Below are 19463 nucleotides of genomic sequence, written 5' to 3' on the forward strand. Positions count from 1 at the left end.
AGCCGGCTTCGTCCAGTGGTACAACGTCGATCATCGTCACAGCGGTATCCGCTACGTCAGTCCGGCCCAGCGCCATGCCGGTGAGGATCAGGCGATTCTGGCTGCCAGGCATGCTCTTTACACCGAGGCTCGCGAACTCAACCCGGCGCGTTGGTCCGGCAATACGCGCAACTGGTCGCCCATTGGCGCAGTCACGCTCAACCCGGAACGTGAGTCCGTCATAAAGACGCATTTGCCTGACGTGAATACTCAACAGTTGGCTGCATGACCGAGGCGACAACTACCTTGACGCGCGCCGGCATTCTGATGGTGCTGATTGCCAAGTGGCTGCTGGAGCATGACCCGGAGGCGCGCATCCTGGTCATCACGGACCGGGATGAACTGGACAAGCAGATCGTCGGCGTGATGCGTAACGCCGGTGTGATCGGCGAGAACTCCCCGTCCCCCCGCATCACTTCCCGCGCCGACTTTGTCGAGAAGCTGGCAGCCACTACGCCGCGCCTGTTGTGTGCGCTGATCCACAAGTTCGACGTGGCCGACCTCAAGGGCCCGGGCCCGACGGTGCACGGCCGCTTCTATGTGTTCGTCGATGAGTGCCACCGCACGCAGGGCGGCGACATGAATAAGCAGATGAAGCGCTGGCTGGAGAGCGCCATCTTCATCGGCTTCACCGGCACCCCGCTGCTGCGCAAGGACAAGCCGATGACGCGGGACGTGTTCGGTACCTACATCCATACCTACAAGTTCCACGAGGCGGTGGCGGACAAGGTGGTGCTGGATCTCAAGTACGAGGCCCGCGCCGTGCCCCAGCAGTTGAGGTCACGCAAGGCCATCGACACGTGGTTTGAGCAGAAGACGAAGAAGCTCAACAACTTCCAGAAGGCTGTCCTGCGCAAGGGCTGGGCGACGATGGAGGCACTGATGAGCGCGGGGGAGCGCAAGCAGCGGATCATCGCCAGCATCATCGAAGACTTCAGCCTCAAACCCCGCCTCAACAACGACCGGGGAACGGCGATCCTGGTAGCCGCCTCCATCTACGACGCCTGCCATTACTTCCGCCTGTTCCAGAACACCAACTTCGGACCCTACTGCGGGATCGTCACCTCCTTCGAGCCGAACCACAACGCGATCTCCCGCGAGCCGCCCAACAGCGACGAGCGCTACAAGTTCGACACCTACACACAGCACGTCCTCAAGAAGGACCAGACGACCAAGCAATACGAGGACGAGATCAAACGCCGCTTCATCCAGGAGCCCGCCAACCTCAAGCTGTTGATCGTGGTGAGCAAGCTGCTGACCGGCTTCGATGCGCCCAGCTGCACCTACATCTACCTCGACAACGAACTGCGCGACCATAACCTGTTCCAGGCCATCTGCCGCACCAACCGACTCGACGGTGACGACAAGGACTATGGCTACATCGTCGATTTCAAGGAGCTCTTCGGCGACGTTCAAAACGCCATCGCAGTTTATAGCTCGGACGAACTGGACATCGACGCGGGCAACGGTGGCGACAACAACGTGCGTCTCAAGAACTGGCTGGAAGAAGGCCGGAAGCAGCTCGACGACGCCCGCCAGGCGCTGCACTACCTCTGCGAGCCGGTGCCGCAACCCGGCGAGATGGAGCAGTTCCTACATTACTTCTGCGGAGATGCGGCCAACCCCGAGGCACTGACCACGACCGAACCCCTGCGGGTGTCCTTCTACAAGGCCGTGACCTTGTTCACCCGCGCCTACGCCGACCTGGCCCAGGATATGACCGAGGCCGGATATTCCGAGGCCGCGGAGGCGGCGATCAAGCGGGACGTCGAGTTCTACGTCGAGACCCGTGCGGCCATCAAGAAACACTCCGGCGAAGAGTTCGACATCAAACCCTACGAGGCGGACATGCGCCACCTCATCAATACCTACATCCAGGCCGACGACGCCGAGCCACTGGGCGAAATCGGCGAGATGTCGCTGACCGAACTGATCATCCAGACCGGCATCCACGACGCCATCGCCCGGAAGCTCAATGCGAAAGGCAAGCTGTCGAAGAACGCCGTCGCCGAAGGCATCATCAACAACATCCGTAAGACCATCATCCGGGATCAACTGACCGACCCGATGTTCTACGGGCAAATGTCCAAGCTGCTCGACGACCTGATTAAGCAAAGTCGGGCCGATATCGAAGCCTATGAGGAATTCCTGCGCAAGGCCGAGGAGCTGGTCAAGAAGCTGACCGCCAAAGAGCCGGGAGACGGTATTCCGGCCCTCCTGCACGGCAAGCGGGAGGCGACGGTGCTCTTCAACAACCTGAGCACAATTCCAGCCGACGGTTTCCGCTATCCCACGACCGACGAAGATCGCGCCGCGCTGGCCTTGAAGATCGATTCTGCCATCCGGGAGCATGCACCGGCCGGCTGGTACGGCGACCAGGCCCGGGAGGCCCAGGTGCTGAACGAGTTGTTCCCGCTGCTCGACCGCGATCGCACGGCCACTCAGGCACTCTTCGAGATCATCAAGAAGCAATCGGGATACCAGTGACCGAGACGATCCAGGTCGGTGAGCTAGCCATTGCGGTGACGCGCAAGGCGGTCAAGCATGTGCATCTGTCGGTCCATCCACCCGCCGGCCACGTCACCCTGGTCGCGCCGACCGCCACCCGGCTGGAAGTCGCCCGCGCCTACGTGATCTCCAAGCTTGGCTGGATTCGCGACCAGCAGGCCAAGCTGCAGGCGCAAGCCCGGGAGACACCGCGGCAGTTCATCGAGCGGGAGAGCCATTACCTTTGGGGGCGACGCTATCTGCTTTCGGTGATCGAGACGGACACGAAGCCCAGCCTGAAGCTCGACCACCGCCAGATCACGCTGTTCATCCGCCCTGGAACCCCACAGGCCAAGCGGGAAGAAGTGATGCAGGGTTGGTACAGGTCCGAGCTCCACGCTGCCGTGCCGCCGCTAATCAGGAAGTGGGAAGCCAGACTAGGCGTAAAGGTTTCCGCCTACTTCCTGCAACGCATGAAAACCAAGTGGGGAGGCTGCACCCCATCCACCCGCACCATCCGCCTCAACACCGAGCTGGCGAAGAAGCCGAAGGACCTGCTGGAGTACATCGTCGTGCACGAGATGGTGCATCTGATCGAACCGACGCATAGCGAGAGGTTCACCGCCTTACTCGACAAGCATTACCCGACGTGGAGGGAGGCTAGGGCGGAACTCAACGAGCTACCACTCGCGGCCGAATCATGGGGCGCGGAGGAGCCATGAAACCCAGCAAGCTCGGCTCGCTGAAGTGCCTGAGCATGATGGAATTGGATGACGCATAGGCTCCAACTTTCTCCGATATACACCCCTACGGCGCAAGCTGGAGCCCTACCCGCCGGCCTTCTCCCGCGCCTGCCAGCAACCTCCCCAACTCCGCCCCCGGAAACTCCGCCTGCAGCCGCTCAAACAACGCCATAACCTCCTCCGTGCGCGGCACACACCCCAACACCACCTTCTGCGACTTGGCGCTGCGCGGCTCGGCTCGGACACCTTGGTCGGATACCCCCAGATCGGTCAGCCAGCGCGCCAACGCCGGGTAGCTGTAGGTCCTGGTCAGCCCGAGGTCTTCATGGGCGTACGCCCGTAGGAAGGCGCGGCGCTGCAGATCGCTGGCGGGCATGCCCTCGCGGACGTTGAGCGTCACCTTCCCCTCGGCACAGAGCCGGTAGCGGATCAGGCCCAGCTGGATCGCCTCGTCGAGCGACCGCCAGTCCGTTATCGTCTTCAGGCAGTGCTTGCCCCGCCACGCATCGAGCGTGGCCCGGGCCGAGTCGAATTCCTCGACGGATGCCCACGGGCGGATATTCGGGCTGGTGCGGATCGCTCCTCTGCTGCACGACGCAGAGCCGAATCATGACGTCAGCCATGTGGTGAGCTCGCCACAGAGATTAAGCGAGTATGGGTCTCATGGGTGCATCATACGGATGATGGGCAAACTTGGCGCTATGGCATCGCTGCCCCAGGGGCGTGAGCTGTACTTGAACATTAATCGAGACAGAAGGCCTGGGGGGCGGACTCGTCCTAGATTACACGTAAGAAGTTTCCTAGCAATATACTGATATGCTTTTTAGGTTAAAAGTAGCTTCTAAGGCCAGCTCAACCATAAGGGACTGATCGAAATGGAAATTGAGACTCAGCTTGCTGAAATCTTGAAGTCACGAAACGCTGGAGCATTCCTCTTCGTCGGCTCAGGCTTTTCTAGGCGTTATCTGAATTTGGAGGACTGGGCAGGGCTTTTGGCACGCTTTGCCGTTGCCGGCAAGCATTTTGAATACTACATGGCTGCTGCAGACGGAGATTTGCCAAAAGCTGCTAAGTTGCTTGCCATAGACTTTAATGAGCATTGGTGGTCAGCAGCCGAATATGCAGGAAGTGTTTCCAGGTACAAGTCGAAAGTATCGAATTCGACATCAGCTCTCCGCATTGAGATATCGAACTATCTGCTTGCGTTAGATTCCGCAACCGCAGGCAAGAGTAGTTACCGTGACGAAATAACTCTTTTATCCAGCCTAAATGTCGACGGAATAGTCACCACAAACTGGGACACATTCTTAGAGCATCTATTCCCAGACTATCAGGTATTCATTGGCCAGAACGAACTACTTTTTTCCAACCCCCAAGAGATCGGGGAAATTTACAAAATTCATGGATGTGCATCCAAACCGGACTCACTCGTTCTTACATCGGATGACTACGCCACATTCCAAGATCGGAACCCTTATTTAGCGGCAAAACTAATTACAATTTTCGTTGAGCATCCGGTTGTTTTCCTTGGATACTCAATCTCAGACCCAAATATTTGCAATCTTTTGAAAGCCATTTCCCTCTGCATCGGCAAAGACCAGACTGAGCAACTTCGCAAGAATTTGATTTTTGTACAACGCCCAAAAGACGGAGAAGAGAATGGCATATCAGACACCTACACCACCATTGATGGCGTACAAATACCACTGATTCTGGTTCGTACAAATGACTTTACAGAGGTCTACAAGGCGCTAGCCTCGATCAAAAGAAAAATTCCGGCACGTATTCTGCGCTATTGCAAAGAGCAGCTTTACGAACTGGTGACTTCATTGGAGCCAGAAAAAAAACTATGCGTTATAGATATTGACTCCATTGACAGAAAAGAAGATGTCGAATTTCTTGTCGGAGTTGGAGTGGCTTCTCGAGAGGTTGCTGACCTAGGAACACAGGGCTATGAGGCGATCGAAGTTCCGGATCTCATTTCAGATATTCTCCACGACAATCGCAAATACGATTGCCATAGAATAATTGAAGCAGTTATCCGCCGAGCCGGCAGGAACACTCCTTACGTACCTGTATTCAAATTTCTTTACGGAGCCGGCATTACCAATGAGCAAGAATACACAGAAAGTGGACTTGAGCTGGATAAGTGGGTAAAGCGTGACATCAAGCAGTTTAGGGTAAAAATGTACACCAAAGCCTTCTACAAGAGGCGCCATCAGAGCATGCAAGAGATGCTCAATGAGTTGCCCGCTGAGAACGCGGCTACGCTCATTCCGTTTCTTGCAAAGGAAAAAATTGACCTTGAACTTCTTCTGGAGTTTTTGATAAGAAACGAGGAAAAATTTGATCACAAAGTATCAAACTACGCCTCTTACTTCCGCAAGCTGGCAGCGCTCTACGACCAGCTAAAATGGGGGTGGGCTTAGCCTCCACAAGACTCTCAGTTCTGTGGCGCCTTGACACGCCACAGAACTTGGTTACAGCCCTACTCCCTAGGCTGCATGTAAATGGCACGCTAGCCGTTATTTTCTATGGAAAATATCTCTCGGAAACAATCCAGTTACCTTCAGGGATTCAAGCACCTCATCCCAGTGTTTCTCAGGACACCACCAGTTTGGAACTGAGTCCTGAAGTAAATTCCAAAATTTGCTTCGCACCCTTTTGTCCGAAATAATTTTCAACGCTCGTTCCGCACCGACAGACCTAGCCGCGACAACAAAGAGATTGAAAACATAGTGAGAGTGCTCCGACGTAGGATAATACGTCACAACCAAAGCACTGAAGGGATTTCGAGCATTGCGGAGATCACCAACCCGCAATGTAACTCCGTTATCAGTTCTCGGGTGTAGCTTGACTTCAACTCGTGTTATCAAACCATCAGTCTCTTCCGCCTTTACCCTCCAGAGCTGTGCAGCCTTGTCGTAGCAGCGCACAAAGTAATCACTACTCTGAGAGCCTACCGTGTGAGTCTCCGTCACAAACGTTTCACGCCCAGACTTATCAAAGCTCCGTTGGAACAATCCTGACTGCCGAGCACTAGTCGAAAAAACCATCAGATCGTCGGGCCGTATTTTGAAAACGTCTACAGCTGCATCAAGTCGAGTAATGTTTCCGTCACGCAGATCATCCTTAAATCGCTCACCAAAGAGTGCCTTAAGAACACGCTTTACCTCATACACTCCACCTAAACCGATGTCACTCGGATTAAGTTCAAATCGAGAGAAGTGATGCTCTGTGCGACGCGGATTTATTTGCAGCAATGCAATCGGACGATCATCCCCCATTTTTAGCAACTGAAATGACTGACGATAAATCCGATCGCAACTTCCTCCGAGCCTCTTTAAATAGTAGCCGCGTGCATTCGGCTCTGACAACATACTCAGCCGATCTTCCAATCGGCCACCTCCGTGAGATTTTGGAGTAAAAGTACAAGACAACTTGTCGCAGAACCCGAGACTAGGCACTGCGCTCTCGATCTGAGACGTAAGGATCAAGTGGGGAGGCAGCGACTCAATCTCATAGTTCTCATTTACATTATTTTTATCATTAACTGGATGACTTGATCCATTGTTTACAGTATTGATATCTACTCTTGAGGAGTAGGCAGTATCGTCTACATGCTTATTAGAGAGAAGCCGCTCAAAAATCACACTCCGAGCCCTACGCAACGTATATATCTCTTGGCGTCGCGTTTTATTGATATCTGTTGCGTTCTCTTGCGCAACTGCTTCGACGCTCTCGTCGCCCCGACTGCCACGCTTACGCTCAATGGACTTCTTTGCATTTCCATGAGCGGACAAGAAGGGCTTTCGTGACGCCCCTGTGCCATTTTTAAAGGCGGGAGTGATTTTTCGGATAGATTGCTTGTTACGTTTACGCTCAATCGCACTACCTTCGACGCCAACCTGATTTTTCACGCTGCGACTACGCTCGATCTTGGCGCGCTTAGGCAGGGGACGGTTTGCCGGCTTCAATTTCGTCTTCATGCTCAACCTCAACTATTCTTCCTGGACAAGGAATTCCGAAGCTCCCCAACATTCCAACAGGTCACTCTTGACGACAGCTTCCTGGGCGTTGGGATAGTTTTTCCGACACAGCGCCAAACCGTTGATCGCGAGACCCCAAACAGAATCATCACGGTTGGGAGGCGAACATATGCGCAATCCGGAAGAGAATCGAAATCAACTTCATGGGGGCTTAACTTCATCGTGAACACTCCTGGCTTTAAAAGAGACACGATGATTCTGAAGGAATCGATTTGAGGTTGACTTCAAGTGCCAGTACGTTTACTTCACTTGAAGTAAACGTACTTTTTTCGACAATGCGTAGAAGGGGCTAGAAGAACTGACAGTCTGCCTATCCTATTTAAGGATCAGCCAAACCTTGACTTAACGCAATAAATAGAGACAAACATCTTTAGCTTTCACTAGACTCAGAATAGGAGAAATACAAAACACAGAAGAGCGTAAAAAAAACATCAAACAACAACAGGCTTGATCGAGGCAACGCAAATAAAAATGTATCAACCTCGATCAGCCGATCATTACACATCACCAACGATGAAACTCTACAACCAAAAGATTCAGCAAGAGTACGACTATCGACTCTCACCTTCATCGGATTTCTCCCCTCCCCCTACAGAAGGCACTTCAATTTCCAACGCAGCATTTAGGTGTTTATAGAACGTACCCGGAGCAAAGCTAAACCCTTTGCGCTCAAGATCCTTCTTTATCTCTTCTTTGAAGCCACGGGGAACATCGGTCTTCCCGTAACTCACAGCGATCAAACCTCTTATCATTTTCAGCAACACTTGCCGCTGAGAATGGCTTATCTCTTTTTTAACCTCTGGCAAATCAGCACTTTCACTAACTTTCGGAACACCATCAACAACTCCCGCAGCAATAGGCAAAATGCGCTCCGTTTCACTCCCTAACAGACGCTGCTGAACAACATCTCCCAACCAAAAAATATCGCACAAATCTCGATCACGAAACCCCAACTTTATGTAAGTCGCCGGCCTGTGCCGCCCCTTAAGCCCAGACTTCTTCCAGACCCTCAAGAGTCGGCGATATCTCCCCCAAATCTCTTCAATTTCACCAGAGTCATCTGGGTCTTTTAACGAACGTCCATCCAACATAATGAACTCATCGTTATTATCATTAAGACTATTGATATCGTAAAAGCCGACCAAATACGATGCCGCCTCCTCAACATCCCAGAACTTATATCTAAAAATATCTCTGATTTTTTCATCATCAGAAAGACGACGTAGAGATCGAACTTCACCAGCACTCAGGGTTCCTAGCTTTTTATCGTCCTGCATCGCTCACCTCAGCCAATTGAAATGATTCAAATTTTCTGCAGAGCTCTTTTCTGCAACTAAGCTCCGTTACAGTTAACGACAAAATCCGCAAGAATATTTAGCGCAACGCGACGTTCCTGAAGGTAGTCATGCTGATCGTAAATATCGACCAGCCCACCGAGCGAATGATTCAAACAACGCTCTGCAATCAACAGATCAACCCCGAGCCTGCTGAGATGACTTCTCGCAGTAGAACGCAGGTCATGCGGCGTAAACCGCTGAGTGCCTTCTGAAAGGTGGGTCTTCCAAAAATTGTTGAATGCTGCGTTGAGCGTCACCGGCTCCATATGCGTGTCGCCAATGGCCTTTTTTCGAGATCGAATCGGAAGCACATAGGCTGAACCGAAGGCGAGATCCTTGAGATCATGGAACCAGCCGACAACAGGCTCTGAAAGCGGTATAGAGAAGCCGCGCACGTCTTCACCGTTGCGCGCCCGCCCTTTCTTGCCCTTGATGTCTGTTGGCGGGATGAACCAGACTCGCTGTTCGAGATCAACGTTCTCCCACTTCGCGCCCACCAGCTCTCCGATGCGTACAGCAGTACAGAGCAGGATCTTGGCCATAAGCGCGTTTTGGATGCCCATCTTAGGAAGCAAGGGCATGATGATCTTCAGCTCAGCTTCCGACAGCATCACCCGCGTCCTTGCGACAGGTCGCGGACCGAGAACAGCGTTTGAGCGAAGCTGAAATGCGGGGTCAGCATCAATGATGTGCCGCCCCATGCCATGAGCGAATATCGCCTTCTGGATACCCAGCACGAGCTTTGCTACATGAAGAGACTTCTTGCTTGCTCGTTCGATGATTTTGATGAGATCAATCGGGCGCACCTCATCGGCGGGAATGTTGCCCAACACGGGATAGACGTAGTCACGCAAGCGTTGCCGATGCCCCTTGAGCGTAGACTCTTCAAGTCGTCCAATTGACTTCTGCAGGTAGTCTTCGGCGAGCTGGCGAACAGTCCAAGCGGTGGAGGCTTCACGCCTCGCTTTCTGCTTCTCAGCAGCTACGTCCACGCCCTGCTGGACTCGCGCCCTGTCTTCCAGTGCGAGCTTTCGAGCCTCGGCCAAAGAGATGTCTGGGTACTGCCCCAGCGTCTTCTCTCTTCTCTTGCCCCCGAACCTGTAGCGCAGCACCCAAGCTGCCCGCCCCGCCTTCGAGAGTGTGAACGTCAACCCTCCCCCATCTGCCTTCGCCACTTCAGCCGCGGATTTGATCCACTGCTTGATCTGAATGTCTGTCAGCGCACCCACTCTCACACCCCTCAGCTACACATCATCTAGCTACCCACACCCAGCGCAGCTACACATCTAGCTACCCAGGACTACTGAGATGCAATGATATTGAGAGGTACACTCTGAGGCAACAAGTTCCTTAAAATCAAGAACTTACGATACTTTCAGATCCTACTTGAGACTAGCTGAGATGCACCTAAAGATTGCAGAAAGTCAGCTCAAAGGCCACATCCACCTCCGCCTGGCGGGGGCGGGCCACCGTTTCGGCCTGCATGAAACGGATGTTGAGGGCGTATTTGTTAGCACTGGTTTCCGGCACGCACATGGCCGTACCGGCCAGGCGGATGCGGATCATCTGGGCTGTACGCCCACCCATGGTCTGCTGGAAGGCGCCCTTCTGGGCCAGCAGCTCCTCCGGGCGGCCACTCGCGCGCAGCAGCCGCAACACAATGGCGAGGCCGTCACGGATGGGCAGCAGGGGATGCACCCAGCCACCCAGGTCACGCCGCCGGGACTCGACTTCCCGGTTGAGCCAGTGGTGGTAGGACGGGAGGTCGAACTCACAGGCACCACCGGGTATGGCGGCCCGGCTGCGGATGTTCATCAACCATTCGTTCTCGCGCAGGTACTGGCCCGTCTTGCCGGCCATGGCGAGCAGCGAGGCCGACGCCTGCTCGATTTCGTACAGGGCCCCGGACAGGGCTTCTTCGGAGATCTGCGGATTATTGCGGAAGGACAGCAGGATCTGGCGCTGGCGCTCGAGCTCCTGCACCAGGTCCACCTTGAGATCGGCCCGGCTGGCCACTTCGAGGATCTCGAACAGGGTTATCAGGGCCACGTGATGCTCGAGGGAGCCCTCTGCACGCACGAAATGCATGACCTTTTCGAAAAGGTCTTCAAGGCGTAACAGCGTGCGGATCCTCTCGTTGAGCGGATATTCGTAAGTGATCACGCGCGCGCCTGGGCCTGGATGGAGTTGAAGTGGGAGCAAAAGCCGGAATCAGTCCTGTGAATCATATCACACGGCCCCTGCGGAAGCGGCGAGACCCAGGTAGCGCCGGTGCAGCACATCAACCTGCTCCCGCAGCCCCTCCAGCGCACCACTGTTATCGATCACGTCATCAGCGGCGGCGAGACGCCGGGCCCGGGATGCCTGCACCGCCATGATGGCACGCACCTGGCTTTCCTCCAGTCCGCTTCGCTGCATGACTCGTTCAACCTGGAGATTCTCCGGGCAATCGACCACGCACAGGCGCCCCACCCGCTCCCGGTAGCTCCCCGACTCGATCAGCAGGGGTACGGCAAGAATCACGTAGGGGCTGCGCGCCTCGCGGCAGCGGCGTCCGCTCTCTTCCCGGATCATCGGATGCAGAATGGCCTCCAGGCGCTTGCGCGCATCTGCCAGCTCGAAAGCCAGGGCGCGCATCGCGGCACGGTTGAGGGCACCGTCCGGCGCCACCACGCCGTCACCGAATGCGGCACGGATCGCCGGCATGGCCAGGCCGCCCGGAGCGGTAAGCTCGTGGGCGATCCGGTCGGTATCGACGATGCATGCGCCGTGCGCTTCAAAGAGGTCGGCCACCGCGCTCTTGCCGCTGCCTATTCCCCCGGTCAGCCCCACAACGAAAGGCTGCGCCTGCTTCATCACGGGGCACACTCCAGGCGGCTGGCGCCCCGCAGGCGTTCCGACAGGTCGCTGACCAGGGTCGCCAGGCCATCGCCCGGGCCTCGGACTTCGATACGGACGGCCCCCGCGCCACGGGTCGCGATCTGGGCGCTGCGCACGCCCTTGTCCTTGAGGCGCTCCAGGTGTCGGTTGGCCGCCGCCTCATTTTTGTAGAGCCCCAGGGAAATGGCGTATTGATTGGGCCCGGCGTCCTGCATGATGAAGAGCTCATCCACCCCCAGATGACGGAGTTCGGCGACTTTTTTGTCCGCCCCCTCCTTGCTGCCCTGGGACGGAATATGTACCCACCAGGAGGACGGCACCTCGCCACGCCGCTCACTCAACGCAAAGCCGGTACCCGCCTTCGAGATCCGGGCGGCCAGCTCGCGCGCCTGTTCGGCATTCAGCCCGGCAAACACCACGCAGGCCTGCGGCGCCTGGGCCTCGACAGCCGCTTCAGCCGGGGCTGCAGCTGGCGCCCTGGCTTCTTCCTCGACCGGCGGCGTCGGCTTGGCCGCCACCGGCGGCGCAGCCAGCGGTGCAGCCGGGGAAGGCTGCCCGGACACCAGGTGCAGGCGGTCCGGATTGAGCTGATTGCTCAGGCGCTCGGGCTCTCCATGGGAACCCGCGCCTCCCAGCCACCCTTTCCAGAGCGCCAGGGCCAGCAGATTGGCAAAGATGAGGACGATGATCGCAATGCGCAAAGGAGCCATGGCCGAAGACTAACCGATCAGGCAAAACGGGAAAAGGCGCCCATCAAGCAGATAGCCCGCCAGGGGCCTCACCGCTCGCCCAGCATGCGGACGAGGCCTTCGAGCACAAGATTGTCCACCTGCCGCAACGGGCAACTCAGCATCGGTGCCAGCACAGCGGCCGCCCCGCCATTCAGGAGGCACACAGCTCCGGGCTCGGCTTCGACCAGACGATACATGCGCTCGATGGCGCCCAGCTGGGCATGCAGGCAGCCAGTGAAGATGGCATCGGCCGTACGCTGCGGAAAGGCCTCGAAACGCCCGTCAGTGAACGGCAGCTGGGCCGTGTCGCGGGCCAGGGACATGCGCATCAGCTCCAGCCCCGGCAGGATCACACCGCCCTGGAAGCATCCTTGCCCATCCAGCACATCGGCCGTCGTGGCCGTGCCGGAGGTCACCACCAGAGCCGCCGCAGCGTGCAGTGCCCGGGCGCCGACCAGGGCCGCCCAGCGGTCCGCCCCCAGCCGGGACGGGTCCTGGTAGGCGTTGCGCACCCCGAAGCCCTCCCGTTCCGGACGGATCCATTCGGCATCCAGCCCCCGGGCAGCAAGCATAGCCCCGATGCGTCCAGCCACGCTCGACCCGGCCACGTTGGCGCCGAGCACGCGCTGCACCTTGTCGAAACCCGCCAGCACCTCTCCCAGCCCATCGAGCGCCGTGAGCAACAGCGCCCCTTGCCCGCGCCATACCAGGCCATCGTGCAGCCCCCACTTCAAGCGGGTATTGCCCACATCGAGCACGAGATCCATCAACCCGCCACCCGCAAGGACACCTCGCCGGACAGCACCCGGCGCAGGCCTGTCTCGGTCTCCAGCAACAAGGCGCCATCCTCGTCCACCCCGGCACAGCGGCCGCTGAGGGATTCGGCTTCGCCGAGGATGCGCACCGGCAGGTCGGCAAAGGCGTTGCGCTGCTGCCAGGCGCCGCGCAGGGCCGGAAAGCCGGCCGCCGCATAGATCTCGAACAGGGCCTGCAACTCGGCGAGCACCCGGGCCAGCAGTGCGCCGGCCCCGGGCGGAGCAGGCAGGCAGGCCGCCAGATCGGTGACGCCGGTCGGGTAATCGATGGCCGCATCGGCAGGCAGGCGCAGATTGATGCCGATGCCGACCACGGCAGCCGGGGTGCGCCCGCGGCCAGGCATCAGCTCGACGAGGATGCCGGCCAGCTTGCAGCCGTGGATCAGCACGTCGTTGGGCCACTTGAGCTGGACACCCTCGACGCCGAGCCCCTCCAGCGCCCGCGCCACGGCCAGCCCGGCCACCAGCGACAGGCCGGCGGGAACCGGCGCGCCGGGCGCAAAACGCCACAGAGCCGAGAAGGTCAGGCTGGCGCCGGGCCACGACTGCCACACCCGGCCACGTCGTCCGCGGCCGGCGGTCTGCACATCGGCGGCAAGCACATGCACCCGCCCGTCGTCGGGCGGCGGCTCGGCCATCAGGCGCGTGTTGGTGGAATCACACTCCGGCACGCACACCAGGGAAAAGGCCACGGCCTTGTCCCCCAAAGCGGCCATCACCGCCCCCGCATCGAGGGCTTCGTATCCGATCGGTTCCAAGAATTCATTCCCGGCAGGTTGCAACAAGCCGGTCATTATGGACGAAGCAGGGAATGCAGCGAAGCCGGCCCCGTGCAGAGGGCCGGCAAGAGGGGACATGACCCCGGAATGCAGCCGGGCGCTCAGGCGTGATCGGGCTCTTCGAGCCCCAGCTCCTGGATCTTGCGGGTGATCGTATTGCGGCCGATACCCAGCAGCTGGGCCGCCTCGATACGGCGGCCGCCGGTGGCCGCCAGGGCACGACGGATCAGGATGCGTTCGAAGTCCTTGTTCAGGCGGTCGAAAACCTCCCCGGGATTCTGTGCCAGGGCGCGGTCGGCCTCCACCATCAGGGCATCGCACCAGTTGGCCGGCTGCTCGCGGGTCGGCTGGTCCTTCAGCTCGGGCGGCAGGTCGGCCACCTCGACGGTCTGCCCCGGCGCCATCACGGTCAGCCAATGGCAGAGGTTCTCGAGCTGGCGCACATTGCCCGGAAAATCCAGGCTCTGCAGGTACTTGAGGGTCGCCTCCGACAGGCGCTTGGCCTCGACGCCCAGTTCCTGTGCCGACAGGGCGATGAAGTGACGGGCCAGGGGCGGGATGTCCTCACGCCGCTCGCGTAGCGGCGGCAGACGCAGGCGGATCACATTGAGGCGGTGGAACAAGTCCTCCCGGAACAAGCCCTGACGGACCCGCTCTTCCATGTTCTGGTGGGTGGCGGCGATCACCCGCACATTGGCCTTGATCGGCTGATGGCCACCAACCCGGTAGAAGTTGTTGTCGGACAGCACACGCAGCAGGCGGGTCTGCAGCTCGGCCGGCATGTCGCCGATCTCATCGAGGAACAGGGTGCCGCCCTCGGCCTGCTCGAAACGGCCCCGGCGCATGGTCTGGGCACCGGTGAAGGCACCACGCTCATGGCCAAACAGCTCGGACTCCAGCAGGTCGCGGGGGATCGCCGCAGTGTTGATCGCGATGAAGGGCGCGTCCTTGCGCGGACTGTGGCGGTGCAGGGCGCGGGCGACCAGCTCCTTGCCTGAGCCCGACTCACCATTGATCAGCACCGTGGCATGCGACTGGGAGAGCCGGCCGATGGCCCGGAACACCTCCTGCATGGCCGGCGCCTGGCCTAGGATCTCCGGGACGGCGCTGAGCACCTCCTCGGAACCCGCCTGGTGGGCGCTCTCGTCAATGGCACGACGCACCAGCTCGACCGCCTGATCGACGTCGAAGGGCTTGGGCAGGTATTCAAAGGCGCCCCCCTGGAAGGCCGCCACCGCACTGTCCAGATCGGAGTAGGCGGTCATGATGATGACCGGCATGTGGGGGAAGCGGGTCTTGACCTTGGACAGCAGGGTCAGGCCGGACTCTCCGGGCATGCGGATGTCGGACAGCAGCACGCGGGGCGCCTGGGCCGTACTTTCCAGCGCGGCCAGCACCTCCCCCGCCGAGCCGAAGCTCTTGTATGGAATTTCCTCCCGGGCCAGGGCCTTTTCCAGCACCCAGCGGATGGAACGGTCGTCATCAACAATCCACACTGCATTCATGTCATTCACACGCACAAGAGAGAGACAGCAAAAAAATGAGCACCGGCATCAATGCACCATTATCGTGCATCGACGCGCACATCACGCTTCCATATCCCGCGAAATCGGCAGAAAGACCGTAAAGCAGGTTCGACCGGGCCGCGACTCGACCTCGATGGCGCCCTGATGCTGCTCGATGAAACTCTGGGCCAGGGACAAGCCCAGGCCGCTGCCGTTTTCCCGCCCCGACACCAGCGGATAGAAGATCTTGTCCCGGATGGCGTCCGGAATGCCGGGCCCGTTGTCGATCACCTGGAGCTGCAGGGCCAGCTTGAAACGCCGCTTGGCCAGGGTGACCTGCCGGGCGGCGCGGGTCCGCAGGACGATCTCGCCATTGCCATTGAGCGCCTGGGCGGCGTTGCGGGCGATGTTGAGGATGGCCTGGATGAGCTGCTCCCGGTCACCGGTGATGTAGGGCAGGCTGGTGTCGTAGTCGCGGCGCACCCCGACCGACGGAAACTCGGCGAGGATCAGGCGCCTCACCCGCTCGAGCACGTCATGCGGGTTGAGCTGCGAGGGCTGCATCATCCGGTGCGAGGTGAGCAGCCGGTTCATCAGATCCTGCAGGCGATCCACCTCGGCGATGATCACCTGGGTGTATTCCCGGAGCTGGGGGTCGTCCAGTTCCCGCTCGAGCAGCTGGGCCGAGCCGCGGATGCCCCCGAGGGGATTCTTGATTTCGTGCGCCAGATTGCGGATCAGCTCGCGGTTCGCCTGTTGCTGGTGCGCGAGCTGTTCCTCCCGCGCCACTTTCAGGTGCGCATCCATGGGCCGGAACTCCAGCAGGAGGCGCGCATTGCCCGAATCGATGGGCGTCACCGTGCAATCCAGGTGCAGGGCTTCCATTCCGGGGCGCACCACCGTGAGGTTATGCCCGGTATAGCTCCAGTTGTCCCGCAACACGTTGTTGAGGGCGCTGGCCAGCCCGACCGGCTCGCCCAGCAGCCTCCGCAGGGAGTAGCCGACGATCTTGCGGCTGCTCGCCGCAAACAGGTTCTCCGCCCCCGGATTCAGATAACGAACGATGAATTCATCGTCCACCAGCACCACGGCAGATGAGAGGAGCTCAAGCCCGGCAAAGGGCGAAACAGCGGATCGGGACGGGTCGTTTTGCATATGGGCAGATTAATGCAAGAAGCAGACCACTTACCCCACACCCGCATGCGGAGGCGCGTCGCGGGACAACCTAGCGCAGGTTGGAGATCTCCCTGCGCAGCGCCTCGATGTTGCGCTCGTGGATTTGCACCTTGTCCTTGAAGGGCTGCAGGCGGTCCAGCACCTTCTGGTAGTTGCGCTCATCGCCATAGCGGAGCGCCTCCTGGTCAACCAGCTCCTTGCGGGCCACCTCAAGGGCCCGCTGCTCGCTGGCCAGTTCATCGTCGAGAATGCGCCGGCGATCATTGTCACGCGCCTTTTGAGTGCCCGTATCGACCCGGGGGAAGCCCGCCGACGTACCGGATGCACCGCCTTGGGGCGCAGCCGGGCGCGATGCACTGGGAACGGACGAAACGGCCTGATCCCGCGCCAGCATGCTGCACCCCTTCACGGACGACTTGCTGTTGGTATAGGTCGTGTGCCCCGCCTCATCAACGCACTTATAGATGTCGGCCCGCACAGGCAGCGCGTACAGCAGTACAGCCAGCAGAACAGGGATTCTCGAGAGCATGGTGGGCACAGGCAGTTCCGGAAGCAGCGCTAGTTTAGGGGCCGGCCCGGGCAAACACAAACGCGGGCTGGAAACAAAAAGAAAAGGGGACGAGCCTCGGCCCGTCCCCTGTAACGCATCAACCGGCCAGCAGGCTGACCGGCTCCGATCCGGAGATCAGATGGCGTAGTACATCTCGAACTCGACCGGATGCACTTCAACGCGCAGACGGTTCACTTCTTCCTGCTTGAGGGCAATGAAGGAGTCGATGAAGTCGTTGCTGAAGACGCCGCCGCGGGTCAGGAACTCGCGGTCCTTGTCCAGGGCTTCCAGAGCCTGTTCGAGGCTGGAACAGACGGTCGGGATAAGCGCATCTTCTTCCGGCGGCAGATCGTACAGGTTCTTGTCGGCGGGGTCGCCCGGGTGGATCTTGTTCTGGATGCCGTCGAGGCCGGCCATCATCAGCGCGGCGAAGCACAGGTAGGGGTTGGCACCCGGATCCGGGAAACGGGTCTCGATGCGGCGAGCCTTTTCGCTGTTCACAAACGGGATGCGGATGGAAGCGGAACGGTTCTTGGCGGAGTAGGCCAGCTTCACCGGAGCTTCGTAATGGGGCACCAGACGCTTGTAGGAGTTGGTCAGCGGGTTGGTGATGGCGTTCAGCGCACGGGCGTGCTTGATGATGCCGCCGATGTAGTACAGGGCGGTCTCGGACAGACCGGCGTAGCCATTGCCAGCGAACAGGTTCTTGCCGTCCTTCCAGATGGACTGGTGCACGTGCATGCCGGAACCGTTGTCACCAACGATGGGCTTCGGCATGAAGGTAGCCGTCTTGCCGTACTGGTGGGCAACGTTCTGGACGATGTACTTGGTGATCTGGGTCTGGTCGGCGCGACGCACCAGGGTGTCGAACTTGGTGCCGATTTCGTTCTGGCCGGCGGTCGCCACTTCGTGGTGGTGCACTTCAACGGGCACGCCGCAGGCTTCGAGGGCCAGACACATGGCGGCACGCATGTCGTTGAAGGAGTCGACCGGGGGAACCGGGAAGTAGCCACCCTTCACAGCGGGGCGGTAGCCGGTGTTGCCACCTTCGAACTTCTGGTCGGACGACCAGGCAGCTTCTTCGGAGAAGATCTTGTGGTAGGCGCCGGACATGCCGACCTTCCACTCGACGGAGTCGAAGATGAAGAATTCGGGTTCCGGACCAAAGTAGGCGGTGTCGCCGATGCCGGAGGACTTGAGGTAAGCCTCGGCGCGGTTGGCGATGGAGCGCGGGTCGCGGTCGTAGCCCTTGCCGTCGGCCGGATCGATCACGTCACAGCTCAGGACCAGAGTGGTTTCGTCGAAGAACGGATCGATGTAGGCGGTGCTGGGGTCCGGCATCAGCAGCATGTCGGAAGCCTGGATACCCTTCCAGCCGGCGATCGAGGAGCCGTCGAATGCATGACCGCTTTCGAACTTGTCTTCGTCGAAAGCGCTGACCGGCACGCCAACGTGCTGTTCCTTGCCCTTGGTATCGGTGAAACGAAAATCAACAAATTTGACTTCGTTTTCCTGGACGATCTTCATGACGTCTTGCGGGGTCATATAACTCACTCCTAACGGGTTGAAGCTGCTGCGCAGTGGAAAAAGATATCGGTTACTACAATGACTCAGCCGAGCAAGCAAGCATCAAACATGCCAGCCCGAAAAACAAAACACCTCATTGTGCCACAAGGGCAATAAGGCGCGCCCCGAAAAAATATTGCACCGATATAGTGCTCAGCACTCACAAATCGCACCGCATTGGTGCAATTTCGCAGCCATTCCCCCCACCCACCCCGAAGCATGCACCGTCAAGGCCCACCAGCCACCGTCATCCCCGGCGCGGTGAAGACATGTCCGCACACCGCTTGCAGCCCCGGGGGGCAGCGGTATACTCGCAAACCCGTCGTTCTCATCGGACTACCGCCATGGGAAAACTCAGTGACACCCTCAACCTCGCCCAGGAACGCGCCCGTGGGCTGAACCTCCCCTATGCGGGTTCCCTCACGCCCCGCGAAGCCTCGGAGATCCTGGCACTAGCCCCCGGTGCCAAGCTGGTGGACGTGCGCACCCGGGCCGAATGGGACTGGGTCGGCCGGATTCCCGGCGCGATCGAGATCGAGTGGATGCTCTACCCGGGCAACGAACCCAACCCCCATTTTCTCGCCCAATTCAAGCGTCAGGTGGATCCGGAAGCCCTGGTCATGTTCCTGTGTCGCAGCGGAGCGCGCTCCAATGCTGCAGCGACACTGGCCGCCAACTCGGGCTACACCAACGCCTACAACATCCTCGAAGGCTTCGAGGGCGACAAGGATGCCAGCGGCCACCGTAACAAGGTCGGGGGCTGGCGCCATGCCGGCCTGCCGTGGAACCAGGGCTGAACAACAGGA

Annotated in this window: 18 protein-coding genes and 1 pseudogene; 5 read left to right on the plus strand and 14 right to left on the minus strand. The window is 59.0% G+C overall.

The window, feature by feature from the left end; genetic code table 11:
* From HHL15_RS18400 to HHL15_RS18410, 3 genes and pseudogenes are all read left to right on the plus strand, one after another.
* Nucleotides 1-268 (plus strand): annotated as a pseudogene (locus HHL15_RS18400) (IS3-like element ISAzo10 family transposase); the annotation flags it as partial.
* Nucleotides 269-285: 17 nt separating this feature from the next.
* Nucleotides 286-2526 carry a type I restriction endonuclease subunit R gene (locus tag HHL15_RS18405; RefSeq protein ID WP_206198849.1) on the plus strand — a complete coding sequence of 747 codons (2241 nt, stop codon included), beginning with the start codon at nt 286-288 and terminating at the stop codon, nt 2524-2526.
* Nucleotides 2523-3248 carry a M48 family metallopeptidase gene (locus HHL15_RS18410; protein ID WP_169147269.1) on the plus strand — a complete coding sequence of 242 codons (726 nt, stop codon included), beginning with the start codon at nt 2523-2525 and terminating at the stop codon, nt 3246-3248. The genes HHL15_RS18405 and HHL15_RS18410 overlap by 4 nt, the downstream gene beginning before the upstream one ends.
* 85 nt (nt 3249-3333) lie before the next feature.
* Here HHL15_RS18410 and HHL15_RS18415 read toward each other — a convergent pair whose 3' ends face one another.
* The gene (locus tag HHL15_RS18415) at nt 3334-3669 is read right to left on the minus strand and encodes a hypothetical protein (protein ID WP_169147270.1); all 336 of its coding nucleotides are present in this window, start codon (nt 3667-3669) and stop codon (nt 3334-3336) included.
* Between the two features lie 475 nt (nt 3670-4144).
* Between HHL15_RS18415 and HHL15_RS18420 the strand changes: the two genes are divergently transcribed.
* Nucleotides 4145-5698 carry an SIR2 family protein gene (locus HHL15_RS18420; RefSeq protein ID WP_169147271.1) on the plus strand — a complete coding sequence of 518 codons (1554 nt, stop codon included), beginning with the start codon at nt 4145-4147 and terminating at the stop codon, nt 5696-5698.
* 96 nt (nt 5699-5794) lie between these two features.
* Here HHL15_RS18420 and HHL15_RS18425 read toward each other — a convergent pair whose 3' ends face one another.
* The 13 genes from HHL15_RS18425 to glnA form a co-directional block, all read right to left on the minus strand.
* Nucleotides 5795-7258 carry a replication initiation factor domain-containing protein gene (locus HHL15_RS18425; RefSeq protein WP_169147272.1) on the minus strand — a complete coding sequence of 488 codons (1464 nt, stop codon included), beginning with the start codon at nt 7256-7258 and terminating at the stop codon, nt 5795-5797.
* Between the two features lie 8 nt (nt 7259-7266).
* Nucleotides 7267-7479, minus strand: a complete 213-nt coding sequence (locus HHL15_RS18430; protein WP_169147273.1) for a helix-turn-helix transcriptional regulator — start codon at nt 7477-7479, stop codon at nt 7267-7269.
* Nucleotides 7480-7869: 390 nt separating this feature from the next.
* A complete protein-coding gene (locus HHL15_RS18435) occupies nt 7870-8595 on the minus strand; it encodes a hypothetical protein (RefSeq protein ID WP_169147274.1) in 726 nt (241 codons plus the stop codon).
* 56 nt (nt 8596-8651) lie between these two features.
* Nucleotides 8652-9884 carry a tyrosine-type recombinase/integrase gene (locus HHL15_RS18440; protein ID WP_169147275.1) on the minus strand — a complete coding sequence of 411 codons (1233 nt, stop codon included), beginning with the start codon at nt 9882-9884 and terminating at the stop codon, nt 8652-8654.
* Nucleotides 9885-10062: 178 nt separating this feature from the next.
* Complete coding sequence (gene zapD, locus HHL15_RS18445; protein WP_169147276.1) at nt 10063-10818, minus strand: cell division protein ZapD; 756 nt, start codon at nt 10816-10818, stop codon at nt 10063-10065.
* A gap of 66 nt (nt 10819-10884) precedes the next feature.
* Nucleotides 10885-11511, minus strand: coding sequence for a dephospho-CoA kinase (coaE, locus tag HHL15_RS18450; RefSeq protein WP_169147355.1), 627 nt, complete (start codon nt 11509-11511; stop codon nt 10885-10887).
* The gene (locus tag HHL15_RS18455) at nt 11511-12245 is read right to left on the minus strand and encodes an SPOR domain-containing protein (protein WP_169147277.1); all 735 of its coding nucleotides are present in this window, start codon (nt 12243-12245) and stop codon (nt 11511-11513) included. The genes coaE and HHL15_RS18455 overlap by 1 nt, the downstream gene beginning before the upstream one ends.
* A gap of 68 nt (nt 12246-12313) precedes the next feature.
* Entirely contained in the window at nt 12314-13033 is a 720-nt protein-coding gene (locus HHL15_RS18460) for a type III pantothenate kinase (protein WP_169147278.1), read from the minus strand.
* A complete protein-coding gene (locus HHL15_RS18465) occupies nt 13033-13797 on the minus strand; it encodes a biotin--[acetyl-CoA-carboxylase] ligase (RefSeq protein WP_169147356.1) in 765 nt (254 codons plus the stop codon). Before HHL15_RS18465 ends, HHL15_RS18460 begins: the two co-directional genes overlap by 1 nt.
* A 164-nt stretch (nt 13798-13961) precedes the next feature.
* Nucleotides 13962-15365 carry a nitrogen regulation protein NR(I) gene (gene ntrC, locus HHL15_RS18470; RefSeq protein WP_169147279.1) on the minus strand — a complete coding sequence of 468 codons (1404 nt, stop codon included), beginning with the start codon at nt 15363-15365 and terminating at the stop codon, nt 13962-13964.
* A gap of 81 nt (nt 15366-15446) precedes the next feature.
* Nucleotides 15447-16520 (minus strand): nitrogen regulation protein NR(II), encoded by a 1074-nt coding sequence (gene glnL / locus HHL15_RS18475; protein WP_169147280.1) that lies wholly within the window; start codon nt 16518-16520, stop codon nt 15447-15449.
* A 70-nt stretch (nt 16521-16590) separates the two neighbouring features.
* On the minus strand, nt 16591-17070 hold the full coding sequence (locus HHL15_RS18480; RefSeq protein ID WP_169147281.1) for a DUF4124 domain-containing protein: 480 nt from the start codon (nt 17068-17070) through the stop codon (nt 16591-16593).
* A gap of 156 nt (nt 17071-17226) precedes the next feature.
* The gene (glnA, locus tag HHL15_RS18485; RefSeq protein ID WP_169147282.1) at nt 17227-18636 is read right to left on the minus strand and encodes a type I glutamate--ammonia ligase; all 1410 of its coding nucleotides are present in this window, start codon (nt 18634-18636) and stop codon (nt 17227-17229) included.
* 365 nt (nt 18637-19001) lie between these two features.
* Here glnA and HHL15_RS18490 point away from each other — a divergent pair, with 365 nt between their 5' ends.
* Complete coding sequence (locus HHL15_RS18490) at nt 19002-19454, plus strand: rhodanese-like domain-containing protein (protein ID WP_169147283.1); 453 nt, start codon at nt 19002-19004, stop codon at nt 19452-19454.
* Nucleotides 19455-19463 lie beyond the last annotated feature (9 nt).

It is taken from the genome of Zoogloea dura (genome assembly GCF_012927165.1).
Taxonomy (GTDB): Bacteria; Pseudomonadota; Gammaproteobacteria; order Burkholderiales; family Rhodocyclaceae; genus Zoogloea; species Zoogloea dura.